The 12,032-nt window shown below is 65.3% G+C and carries 9 protein-coding genes; 2 read left to right on the top strand and 7 right to left on the bottom strand.

What is annotated here, in order from left to right:
- The first annotated feature begins 100 nt into the window (after positions 1–100).
- Entirely contained in the window at positions 101–1,813 is a 1,713-nt protein-coding gene (locus ACN9MX_RS12770) for a type I secretion system permease/ATPase (RefSeq protein WP_363830590.1), read from the top strand.
- A 5-nt stretch (positions 1,814–1,818) separates the two neighbouring features.
- Positions 1,819–3,201, top strand: coding sequence for an HlyD family type I secretion periplasmic adaptor subunit (locus tag ACN9MX_RS12765; protein WP_363738419.1), 1,383 nt, complete (start codon positions 1,819–1,821; stop codon positions 3,199–3,201).
- Here the strand turns inward: ACN9MX_RS12765 and pelF are convergent, their stop codons facing one another.
- Genes pelF through pelG form a run of 7 tightly spaced genes read right to left on the bottom strand, consistent with a single transcriptional unit; the run spans position 3,202 to position 12,030 of the window.
- Complete coding sequence (pelF, locus tag ACN9MX_RS12760) at positions 3,202–4,692, bottom strand: GT4 family glycosyltransferase PelF (protein WP_363738417.1); 1,491 nt, start codon at positions 4,690–4,692, stop codon at positions 3,202–3,204.
- A complete protein-coding gene (locus ACN9MX_RS12755) occupies positions 4,692–5,561 on the bottom strand; it encodes a hypothetical protein (RefSeq protein ID WP_363738415.1) in 870 nt (289 codons plus the stop codon). Before ACN9MX_RS12755 ends, pelF begins: the two co-directional genes overlap by 1 nt.
- On the bottom strand, positions 5,558–6,499 hold the full coding sequence (locus tag ACN9MX_RS12750) for a hypothetical protein (protein ID WP_363830589.1): 942 nt from the start codon (positions 6,497–6,499) through the stop codon (positions 5,558–5,560). Before ACN9MX_RS12750 ends, ACN9MX_RS12755 begins: the two co-directional genes overlap by 4 nt.
- The gene (locus ACN9MX_RS12745) at positions 6,499–8,025 is read right to left on the bottom strand and encodes a hypothetical protein (RefSeq protein ID WP_363830587.1); all 1,527 of its coding nucleotides are present in this window, start codon (positions 8,023–8,025) and stop codon (positions 6,499–6,501) included. The genes ACN9MX_RS12750 and ACN9MX_RS12745 overlap by 1 nt, the downstream gene beginning before the upstream one ends.
- The gene (locus ACN9MX_RS12740; RefSeq protein ID WP_363830585.1) at positions 8,022–9,776 is read right to left on the bottom strand and encodes a tetratricopeptide repeat protein; all 1,755 of its coding nucleotides are present in this window, start codon (positions 9,774–9,776) and stop codon (positions 8,022–8,024) included. Before ACN9MX_RS12740 ends, ACN9MX_RS12745 begins: the two co-directional genes overlap by 4 nt.
- Positions 9,773–10,636 (bottom strand): endo alpha-1,4 polygalactosaminidase, encoded by an 864-nt coding sequence (locus ACN9MX_RS12735; RefSeq protein ID WP_363830583.1) that lies wholly within the window; start codon positions 10,634–10,636, stop codon positions 9,773–9,775. The genes ACN9MX_RS12740 and ACN9MX_RS12735 overlap by 4 nt, the downstream gene beginning before the upstream one ends.
- Entirely contained in the window at positions 10,633–12,030 is a 1,398-nt protein-coding gene (pelG, locus tag ACN9MX_RS12730) for an exopolysaccharide Pel transporter PelG (protein WP_363830581.1), read from the bottom strand. The genes ACN9MX_RS12735 and pelG overlap by 4 nt, the downstream gene beginning before the upstream one ends.
- Between the last annotated feature and the right edge of the window lie 2 nt (positions 12,031–12,032).

Raw genomic sequence — 12,032 nt, 5'->3', positions numbered from 1 at the left:
TATTATGGTCCAGGCACAAGATATAGGTCGCATGATTTAGCGTCAGCTTTCGAGAAACGGGGGCGGTATGTTGCTTGATCTGCATGAACCGGCAGCCCCCATGAAAGCCGCACTATCTTCGTGCAGGCGACATTTCCTGTCTTCGCTGATCTTCAGCGCCTTGATGAACCTGCTCTACATCGGGCCTGTTCTGTACATGTTGCAGGTCTATGACCGTGTCGTGGCAGGACAGGGCAGGCTGACGCTGCTTTTCCTGACAATCATCATCGCGGTGGTCATCGGCACCCTGTCGCTGCTGGAACTGGTCCGGTCGCGCCTGTTGGTACGGGCGAGCATCCGGCTGGACCGGCAATTGGCGGGCCTGCTGCTCGACACGACGCTGAGGGCGCGCGGATCGACCGGCGAGACGATGAACAAGCAGGTCCTGCGGGAATTCGACACGCTGAGGCAGGCGCTGACCGGCCCGACCATCCTGTCGATCTTCGATTTTCCCTGGAGCCCGGTCTATGTCCTCGTCTGCTTCCTGATCCACCCTGCCATTGCCGCTCTGGCCGTGGTGGGCGGCGCCGCCTTGCTGTTCATCGCGCGACGTAATGAAAAGGGCACCAACGCGCCCTTGAAGCAAGCGAACGAAGCCGCCAATAAGGCCTATGTCAGCCAGGAACAGACGCTTGCGGGCGCGGAGGTGATTCGGGCGCTCGGCATGCGGAATGCGCTGGTGCGGCGCCATCTGCTGGAACGGCAGACGATGCTCGACCTTCAGGCGAGCGCCAGTTTCGCAGGTGGCCATTATGTTGCGATCAGCAAGTTCATCCGCCTGATCCTGCAGTCGCTGGCGCTGGGCCTCGGCGCCTGGCTGGCGATCAACAACCAGATTTCGGCAGGTGCCATCTTTGCCTCGTCCTTCCTTGTCGGACGCGCCCTCTCCCCCATCGACCAGTTGCTCGGCGCCTGGCGTAGCGTCGTCCATGCGCGGGCGAGCTATGCGACGCTCAATGACCTGCTGGCGACGCGGGAAGCAGATATCGCCCTGACCCAGCTCCCGCCGCCCAGCGGCCATATCGCGGTCGAACATCTCACCCATTTCATTCCCGGCCAGGAACACCCCCTGTTGGCCGATATCAGCTTTGCCGTCGAACCGGGCGAAGTCGTTGCCATTGTCGGTCCCAGTGGCGCGGGCAAATCGACGCTGCTGCGCATGCTGTCCGGCGCGGCGCGGCCCCTGCGCGGATCGATCCGCTATGACGGCGCGAATGTGCAGGATTGGGATACGGAAAGGCTGGCGGCCTTCATCGGCTATCTGCCGCAGGACACCGCACTGTTCGCCGGCACGATCAAGGAGAATATCGCTCGATTCCGGAATTTCCTGTCCGACGATGGCGAAGCCATCGACAATGCGGTGATCGAGGCGGCCCGATTGAGCGGTGCGCACGACCTGATCCTGCAAATGCCGGGCGGATATAATCGGACGCTGGGCTGGGGAGGACGCGGACTTTCGGCCGGCCAGGCCCAGCGCGTGGGATTGGCGCGCGCGCTTTATGGCAAGCCGCCCCTGGTCTTCCTGGACGAACCCAATGCGCATCTCGATGCCGAGGGAGAGGTGCGGTTGGTCGCCACGCTGGACGACCTCAAGAAGAAAAAGGCCTCCGTCATCATCGTCGCCCACCGGATGGGGATATTGGGAGTCGTCGACAAGATCATGGTGATGCGCGACGGAAGGCTGGAGACTTTCGGCCCGCGCGATGAGGTGCTGGGACGGCTGAAGGCCATCCAATCGGAAGAAAAACCCGAGGCACAGAGGGCGGAGGGATAGGCACCATGGGGGACATCGAACTCAGCGACGCCAGCGGCGCCATCCGCCTGACCTATCCAGCCAGCCATGAGACGCCGGTGATCGACGACCGGCCCGACCGGGACATGCGGACCGGCATCATCATCGCGTTCCTGTTTTTCGTCGTCTTCCTGGGCTGGGCCGCCTTTGCCCGGCTGGACGCCGCCGCCTATGCGCAGGGACGGCTGACCGTGGAGGGTCAGCGCCAGTCCGTCCAGCATCGCGACGGCGGCGTGATCGGCGCCATCTTCGTCAAGGAAGGGCAGCATGTCCGTCAGGGCCAGCCGCTGATGGAACTGGCGGCCGCGGATGTGCGGGCGCAGGCGCGCATGTACAGCGCGCAATATATCGGATTCCAGGCACAGCGCGCGCGGCTGATGGCCGAGCAGCTTGGTGCCGGTCATGTCGAATGGCCCGCCGAATTCGCGACGCTTCAGGGACAGGAAAAGGAGGATGCGCAGGAGGCGATCAAGCTTCAGACGACCCAGTTCGACAGCCGCGCCTCCGTGCTGACGGCGCAGACCGGCGTCCTGCACGAACAGGCCGGCCAGGTGCAGGAAACAGCGCGCGGATACAGGTCGCAACTGGCAGCATCGGCGGAGCAGGCCCGGCTGATCGGCGAGGAACTGGACAGCCTGCGCGACGTGGCGGAGAAGGGTTTTGTTTCCAAATCCCGTATCCGGGCACTGGAACGCGCGCGCGCCGACCTTCATGGGCAAGAGGGGCAATATTCGGCCAGCATTGCTCGGTCTGGCGCGGAGGCCGGCGAAAACCGCCTGAAGGCTCTGGAAGCGGAAAAGGCCTATAGGGAGCGGGCCGCGTCCGAACTGCGCGACGTCGAATTTTCGCTGAACGAGATCGCCCCCAAATTTCGCGCGGCCAAGGATCAACTGGCGCGGCTGGCGATCCGCGCGCCCGCGACCGGCATCGTCGTCGGTCTGAGCGTTTTCACCGTGGGCGGCGTGATCGCACCGGGCCAGAAGCTGATGGACATCGTACCCGACCATGCGGGCCTGGTCATAGAGGCTCGCATTTCGCCGGAAGATATTGACGACCTGAAGGTGGGCCAGGACGCCCAGATACGCTTCAACAGCCTGCATGAGCGCGACCTGCCGATCATGGACGGCCGGATCACCCGGCTGTCGGCGGACAGTTTCCAGGACGAGAAGACCGGCCAATCCTTCTACACCGGGGAAATCACGGTCCCGTCGAAGGAACTCGACATCATCCGCAGCAGGCGCGGAGAGGATTTCAATCTGAAGGCCGGAATGCCGGTCCAGGTGCTGGTGCCGCTTCGTGCCCGGACCGCCCTGCAATATGCGCTGGAGCCGCTTACCCAATCGCTGTGGCTCTCCTTCCGGGAACATTGATCATTGCAGTTCCGAAAAACGGGCCTGGGCGCCCAGCATGCTGTAGATATGCCGATATTCCGCGATGATGGCGCGCCTGTCATAGTCCTTGACCACGCGATCGCGTAGCGCTTCGCCCATGGCGCGGCGCAGCGACGGCGCGCGCAACAGGCGGAGGATGGCGGCCGCCGTTCCTTCCGGATTGACCAGTTCGGTGACGATGCCGCCGGGCCGATCCACGTCGGGCGAGCGCCCTTCGATCATCTCTCGGCAACTGCCTACATCGGGTGCGACCACCGGCACGCCACATGCCCCCCCTTCCAATATGACCAGCGGCTGGGCTTCCGACAGGCTGGTGAGGACAAGCAGGTCTATGCGCGGCAACCATTCGGCAACCTGGACGCGCCCGGCAAATTGTACCGCATTGCCGATGCCAAGTTCCTTGACGAGCGCCTTGCAATCGGCGGCATAGTCGGGATCCTCGTCCATCGGGCCCAATATGGCGAAGCGCACTTCAGGCATTTCCGCCAGGACGAAGCCGGCCGCCCGGACGAAGGTCTTCACATCCTTGATCGGTACCACGCGTCCGATCAGCGCCACCAGGGGGCGCGCCGGATCGCCCATGCGCTCGATATGGCAGAAGCGGTCGGCCTCGATACCGTTGGGAATGACCCTCAATCGCTCTTGCCGGGCGCCCAACCGCCGCTGCGTCTGGTTGTTGGCGCCATAGAGCGCGATGATCGGATCGCAGGCATCATAGCAGGCGCGCGTATAGGTCTGGAACACCGCCAGCCACAGATCGCGCAGGTCATGCCCTTCCCGGTCGAGCGTCAGTCCGGTTTCGATCTGGTCGCCGATCCAGTCCGCCATCATGATCTCTATCTGGCGCTCCAGCATGTAGATGCCATGTTCGGTGATGAAGGCGGGCTTGCCGGTTTCATAGGCGGCACGCGCCGCCAGGAGGCCCGCAAAGCCGGTGGAAATGGTGTGATAGACCCTGGCCCGGGGCAATGGCGCCAGCAGCATCTTGAGCAAGCCGCCCAGCAGCACCCGCATTGCCCAGAAGAAATGATGAAAGGATGCGGAACGGAAGGCCTTTTCATAATAATGGGTGAAGAGGTCAAATATCTCCGGATTGGACAACAGATCGCCCGCGGCCGGCGGCGGATTCAGTTTCCCGATCTCCTGCCGCAGCCTTATCAGGTCATCCTTTCCTCCCGTCGACAGGAAGGCGAGCAGCAACCGGCCGATGCGCTTCACCTGCGGCGCCGGATAGCGGCGCGGCAGGCACGGTTCGATCAGCAACGGGACTTCGATCACCTCGACGACATTGGGCGGCGGCGTCATTCGCCAGGGCTGTTCCATCGACCCGGCCTTGATCGCGACCAGGGAAAATCGCAGGTCGGGCATGGACAGGACCAGATCCTGCAACCAGTTCGATACGCCGCCGATGACGAAAGGATAGGCGCCCTCAACGATCAGGCATACATCGCTGTCCGCACGGTCGGGCATCAGGGCGACAGCTCCATCCGGAAGCTGCGAATGGGCCTGGACTGCGCTTCCCTGTCCTGTTCCATCGTCCGCCGGACATGGGCCCGCGCCGTGCGCAGCGCCCGGCGGCGAATGTCCGTGGCGGACAGTTGTTCGGTGATTTCATCCAACTTCCGGCAGGCATCCTGACAGAGGCGCGCCCGCTGAGACTGGGGCAAAAGCTGGTTGAAACAGCCATGGTCGGCGAGCAGCATCGCCAGCGCATAGCGGTCGTCCGGATCCTGCGCCGGCGCGATGCGCGCCTGCAATTCGCTGATCTGCAGGGTCAGATTATAGCTGACCTGCGCCGCGGCGGCCGCAGCCAGGGCGCGGATGGTCTGATCCTCATCGGACAGGGCCATGACGATCAGCGGGGAAAGCCGCGGTTCGAACGAGGTCACGGCCGTTTCCAACGCTCTGTAGCGCGCCTGCAGGCTGCCGTGGCGCAGGATCGTAGCCAATGATCCGATTTCATCGCAATCGGGATAGCGTACCCGCTCGTCGAGTATCCGTCCCAGCCGCTCGACCGGCGAAAGGGCATTGCCGATCCGATAGCGGCCGATGCGGATATTGCTGTAGACGATCTGCTTCCTGCGCCTGGAACTGCCCGCCAGCGGCGCCATCAACAGGCACAGCAACATGCCCGGCGCGCCCAGCGCCGCGCCGACCGGCAAGGCGAAGGATTGCAACGCGCTCATTCCGTGCAGCCTTCGCACCACGATCAGCAGCGTGGCGATGGCGAGCGCCATATGCATCGGCGCGAACCAGTAAATGGATGTGGCCCCCGCCAACAGCGCCTGGGCCAGCAGGAGAAGATCGATGATCGAACCAAGGGCGAGCAGCGCGATCACGCCACCTTCTCTTCGGGCATCTGCCATTTGGCATGGAAAGCAGGCTCCCGCCCGAAGAGCGCGCAGCTCTTGCCGAGCAGATCGGTGACCTGCAGCAATTGCGCCCTGTAGGCTGCGGTGACCCTGCTCACATTGTGAATGATGATGATCCCGACCAGTTGATCCCTTGCCCCCATGATCGGCAAGGCGATGGCGCCGACCTGTGCCAGAATGGCTTGATCCGCCGGATCGTCATTCTGCAACACCCTGGGTTTTGCGAACATGGCCTCGGCCAGCATCGACCTGCTGAGGTCGCGTGCCTGGCCCGAAGTCGCCCTGCCGCAAAAGCGGGCGACGACCTGGCTCCCGCGCACGTCGTAGAAGGTGAAGTCCTCGGTCCGGGCGACCAGTGCGATCATGCGGGCGACGGCATCGATCTGATGTTCGGAATCGGATCCCGACAGGTCGAGACCGGCCGCAATCGCCTCGACAACCGTCCGCTGTTCGGTTGCGATCCGCACCTGGAGCCTGCGGTTGGTGTCCGCCAGGCGCGCCATCACCTTGGCCAGCTTCTCCCGGTCGCGCAGCATGGCCTGGTGCTGCCGCTTTTGATCGGCGATCCGGTTGCGTCTGCTGGCCGTCACCTCGCCGACGATGAGCGCCGCCACCATCCAGAGCATCGGCTGGATGGACAGGCGCAGTTGCTGCTCCAGATGATCTGCCGATCCGGACCAGATGTTCGCCTGGCAGAGCCAGATCGCCGAAGCGATTGCCCCCGCCACCAATCCCATACCCGTCCCATAGGCAATCGCCATGACCAGCACCGGCAACCAATAGGGATTGGGGTTCAGACCGGAATAAGCGTCACCATGCGACAGCCCGTGGTCGATCGCGATCAATATCGCGAACAGGACCAGCATTTCTGCGCCTTGCAAAAGGATGGGCTGCCTCTTCAGCATCAATGTCTCCCCAGATAGCGCGTCAGCGCAATGCGCAGATAAAGCTGCCGTCCCGAAATGCCGGGCCGGCTGATGGAACTCACGCCACCGCTCGCCTGCAGGCGCCAGCCGTCACTGAGCCGCCCTGTGGCGCTGATATTGGCGGTCGGGCCGTTGGTCTTGCCCTTCCGGTCGAAGGTCCAGCCGGCGGCACCCGTCAACTGCCACCGGGTCCAGGACATGCCGGACACCAGTTGGAAGCTGTGATTCTCCCGGTCGCTCAGCGGAATATAGGCGAGGCCGTTCGGCCTTATGCCGGTGTGATCGACATATTCGGCGTCCAGCCGATAGCTGAACGCCAGCGACGGCTTGCCCCGCCGCAGCAGATAGTCGAAGCCGCCCGCCGCGGTGAAGCTGCGCGTCCGCGCACCGGTGCCTCTCAGCCCATAGCCGTTCCAGGCGCCGTCCGCCTGCACCACCAGTTCCGGCGTCAGGCGGATCGTGCCGCCGAGCCCGGCGCGGCTGATGTGGCCGCCGAAGGTCGACTGTTCAGGCGTGGCGAGATCGGGCAGATGATAAGCCAGCACCAGCCGCCCCTGCCTTTCGGGCGGCCCCGCGAACAGGCGCAAACCGGCGCCGGCGACCTTTTCGTCAAGCTGGGCGCTGCCCTGCAGTTCCAGCCGCGAGACAGGCCCGAGGTTGATCGTGGCAAACAGGTCGCCGATGGTGGAGCGGGATGTGCGGTTGCTGAGAATGCCGGTGGGTCCATAGACCGTGTCGGCTTCCGAGCGGAACCAGCGCAGACCTGCCCCGGCGGAGATTTGGGCGTCGAGCGGTATCATGCCGTTGAGACCGCCCTCCGCCTGCCAGAAGACCTTGCCCCCGCGCAACGTCAGCGCCGCTGCGACATTGCCACCCGCTTCCGCCAGGGTCTGCCGTGCGAAGGGGTCGTCCGCCGCCAGATTGCGGTAGCGCCCCGCCCCCAGCGCCAGCGCGCCTTCGGCAATTTCCATATCGGCCAGCAGGCGCTGAATCCGCTTGTCGTCGGGATGCGCGGCCGCCAGCGGCGCAAGCCGCCGCCGCGCCAGATCGGAATAGCCGGCGGCTGCATCGGCCTGCGCCCTGGCTATGGCGAGTTCGACGTCCATGTCGGGCGAGGGGGACGGGCTGGCGACGGTGGGCGCGGCTGGGGACTGCGATTCCGGAACGAAGCGGACGCGCAGCTTTCGCGCTTCGGCGACGGCCTCCAGCCGACGTCCGGCTGCGGCGCGCAACAACAGGCTGTTGTCGTTCCAGCGCAGATCGGCGAGGTCGTCGCCCGCCATGCTGGCGAAATCCTTCAGCCTCTCATCCGCTATCGGCCGATCGAAGCGGACAACCAGTTCATAGCCATTATTTTCCAGTTGCAGATGCACGTCCCCGCTCCATTGCAGGTCGACCGTTCGCACCTCGGCCGAAGCCGAAACGCCGGTATCGGGCGGCAGCGCCGCGACGAGCAAGGGCAGCGGCGGCGCTGGCAGCAGAAGGGCGGCGACAAGTGGCGTCACGACCGCAGCACCTTTCTTGCCCGTCCAGGATCACCGGAGGCAATCAGCAGCCGCGACAGCATGATGTCCAGCCTGCGGTTGCCGGGCGATACCCGACGCAACATTTCCACCAGCGCCATGGCGTCGGCCGTGCGCCCCAGCCGGTTCAGCAGATCTGCCCGATCGATCGATGGCGGCGTGATGGCCAGAAGCCGTTCCAGCCAGGGCCGGGCGGCGACATCTCCCTTCAACTTCGCCTGCGCGTCCGCCATCAGGCGCAGCGCGGCCCGGTCATCGGGTCGATCCCGCAAATAACCCTGTAAATAGCCCACGGCTTCCTCCGCATTTCCCCTGTCCCAGCCATCCCAGGCCAGGCTCAGGCGGTCGGACGGCTCCCCCTGCCCCGCCGCGATCCGGGCGCGGGCCAGGGCAAGCGCATAGTGCCCGGCCCTGTCCGCCGGAACGGTGGCCGTGGCGGCGGCCTTGAGCTGCCTGGCGGTCAATGGGCGGCCGTCAAGCAACCCGTCCAGCGCCCGCGCCGCCGCCACACGATCCCGCGCTGCATTGGCAAGCGCGATGCGCTGCACGAGCATGTCGCTGCTATCCGCCGCCGGGCGGGATTCGACGAAGGCCAGCGCCTTGGCGGGCTGTTCCCGCTCGATATAGGCAGCCAGCCAGCGCGGGTCGGCCGACGCGCGGGACCGCAACCAGTCCAGATCCTCCCCCGTCGGGCGCGGCCCCATCAGATAAAGCATGCGCGCCGAAGCACCCCCGTCACCCGCTTCCCGGGCCGATTGCTGCCTGAGCAGCGCAATGGCGTCGGGGCGGAAACCCTTTTCCAGCAGCCGCTGGGCGATGGCGGGACGATCGGCGCCCCTGGCGGAGGCCTGAGCGAGCAGATATTGCCGAATGCCCTGCGGATTGCCCGACGCCATGACGATGCTCTCCCGCGCGGCATCGCGGCCGGACGGCAGCAGGGCTGCGTAGCGCAGCGCCGATCCGGTATCGCCGGACCGTTGCGCCAATGTCATGGCCAGCCAGGGATTGTCGGCGCGCCAGCCGGGCGTACCCACCCGGTCGATGCGGGATATCAGGTCATAGCGCTGCGCCGTGTTCGCCCATGATGCCAGATCGAGTGACTGCGCCTGGCTGAGCGGCGGGATCGCCCCATGTTCGGCGGCGGTGATCAACAGCTCGGGCGTGGCAAGGGCATAGGCCGCCTCCACGAGATCCTGTGGCGGCGCGTTTCCGGGCGTCATGACGGCAGACCGCAACAGGTCGGCGGCACCCGCCATGTCGCCGGTCTTGCGATGCAGGTCGAAGCGCAGGCGCCAGAGAGCAGGAGCAGCGCGATCCGGGCGGCTTTCCAGAAAGGTGAGGGCGACGTCCGGCCGGCCGGCGGCCATGATGTCATAGCTGACCCGGTCGGTCGCGACAGGGGCGCCGTTCTTTGCCAATGCGTCGGCGATCGCCGAAAGCGTGGAGGCGCTGCCCGTGGCGGACGATGCCGCCATCAGGCGCTGAAGATCGGGCGATGCCAGCCGCCTGCCTTCGGAAAAGCGCTGCATCAACTGGGCGACACCGGGCGGCGGCAGGGGAATGGCGGCGGGCGGCGGCGAGAATGTGCCCCGGCGTATGGCGTCTGCGATCTGCCAGCGATTGGGCATCAGCACGAGCGTGGCGGCAAGCAGCACGCCTCCCCCCAGGATCGGTCCGAGGAAAACCATGTTCGGCTTGCGTAGCGCCTGAATATTGATGGCTCTGAGATTCATGGTCGGGGCTCCGGAATGAGCCGGTCGAGGGCCAGGGTGGATACATAGGGCTGGAACCCGGCGGCGCGTTCACGCGCATAGAGGCTGGCGACGGTCGCCTCGTCCTGAGGATCCCAATAATCGAGCGTGGCGAGGACCAGGCGCGGGTTGAGCTGGCGCGCGGCGAGCAGATGCCCGGCCTGCCACGCCCAATCGTCCGCGGATGTCATTTCATAGCGCCCATCCGCGAAGTTCCAGCGGGATGCCATGGCCTCCCCCAGCACCAGGTCGATCCGGGTCGCAACCGCGGGCAGTAACGCATAGCCGCGGTTCATCATGATGGTGATGCCCGGAAACCGCTCCCGAATGGCCGCCACCAGCCGGGCGGCGGCGGCGGTCATGCCTTTGTTCCGGTCGGCGTCCTGCCGTTCCAACGCCTCCGCATTGTCGAGCGTGTCCATGAAGATGCCATCATAGCCCTTCTCCAGGATTGCCGGCACCAGCCGGTCGAGCACCAGCTTCGTCCAGGTGGGATCGCGCAGGTCGACAAGGCGTGCATCGGGCCAGTTGGGATTGGGTTGGCGCAGCGCTCCCGCCCTTTCCAGTTCAGGGACGAAGGGACGCCCCCCATGGACTTCACCCATGCTGATATAACCGAGCAAGCGGCTCCCCTCGGCCCGCAGCGGGGTCACGGGGCGCGGGAAATCGGGTTCGAGCACGAGCAGCCTGAACCGGCGGGCAACAGCCGGATCGGTGACGTGGCCATAGTCCACGCCCCAGGCCCCGGCATGGTCGGTGTTGGGGACCGCTCGCGCCGACAGGCCGAATACCATCAGCGACAGGGCGAACAGGTCGCGGCGGCGAAGAGAGGCCGGGCTCATGGCCAGAACCTCGCATTGCCGACCACCGCCGGATTGTTGCCGACGAATAGGAGATAGGTGAGGTTGCCGGTGGCCTGCGCCACCAGCGCCACCGCCAGCGATGCGCCGGTGACGGCCCCCGCCAGATAGCCGAAGCCGAAACCGGCAAAGCCCAGATCGCGCAACAGCCACGTTCCGATGGCGCTGGCGATCAGGAAACTGCCCCAGACGACGACGATCCGGCCGGTGAGGTCATAATAGGAAAGGATGATGCTCATCTGGATGACGACGAGGTGAAAGACCACCCCCACCGCGGTCAGGCGAAAACCGAATATGGCCCGCGCATTAAGGTCCAGCAGCCGAACGATCTCCGGCGCGAAGACCCAGCAGAAACTGGCCAATATCGCCTGTTCGACCACCAGCAGGCGCAGATCCAGCCGGATCGTGCTGCCCACCTTCCGTCGGGCTTTTTCGATCCGGCGCCAGTTGGCCGTGCCCGTGCAATGCGCCATCAGTTCGGCAAAGGCGCGGTCGAACCGCGTTTCCGTCGTCACCAGGATGAGCGTCAGGCCCGGGATCATCGTCAACAGGCCAAGGAAGCTGGCCTGGTCGTTGATCGGATTGACCCTGAGCGCGCCGACTGCCTGGATGCTTCCCGGCGCCCACCAGAGCAGCCATTTGTCGATCCAGATGGCCAGCGCATTGGCGAGGCCCGCCACCCCCAGCGCCACCACGCCGGGCGTACGGCCGATCCAGTCGAGCCGCCAGCCGGGGCTGCCCGGAAAATCGTCCCTGATCGCCTTGACCAGCAGTGCCAAGGTCACCACCAGGCCGGCGGCGATAGTGGCCAGCACGGCTGATGGCGTCATCGGCCGAACAAGGGCCAGGCAGATGGCGGCCATGGCAATGCCCGAGAGATAGGCAAGGAAGATCGACCCATGCCGCGACGTCGCATGGAGGAAGGGGCTGGCGATCCAGATCTGGGCGAACAGGGCAAGGATGGCCGTCGCCAGCAGGAACTGGTCCGGGCGCATGGCAGCAGCGAGACCGAACAGCACATCGCCCGCGATCAGCGCCGCAATGGCGGCCAGCACCATCGCAACCATCAGGATCGATGGAATGGCGTCCCGCTCGCCGAGGTAGAAGCGATCCGATGCCATGCGCGTGGCGATCATCGCCAGGGGCGCGGTGACGACGGTCGACACGCCAAAGGCATAGACCAGGCTTGTCTGGACGATCACATGGTCGGCAGGTTGCATGACCGAGCGGGTCCAGCCCTGAAGCAGGAATATGGCGCAGGCGGTTATCAGCCACGGACCGGAGCTGATGACAGCGCCCTGGAAAGTGGCGCGGGCGATGCCGCCCAGCCCCTCCTCCCGCGCTATCCGATCCAGCCTGAAACCGATCCCTGCCATGT

Source organism: Sphingobium sp. R-21, assembly GCF_049913335.1.
Classification (GTDB): domain Bacteria; phylum Pseudomonadota; class Alphaproteobacteria; order Sphingomonadales; family Sphingomonadaceae; genus Sphingobium.
Note: the sequence above shows the minus strand (reverse complement) of the source record. Positions and strands in the feature narration are given on the sequence as shown.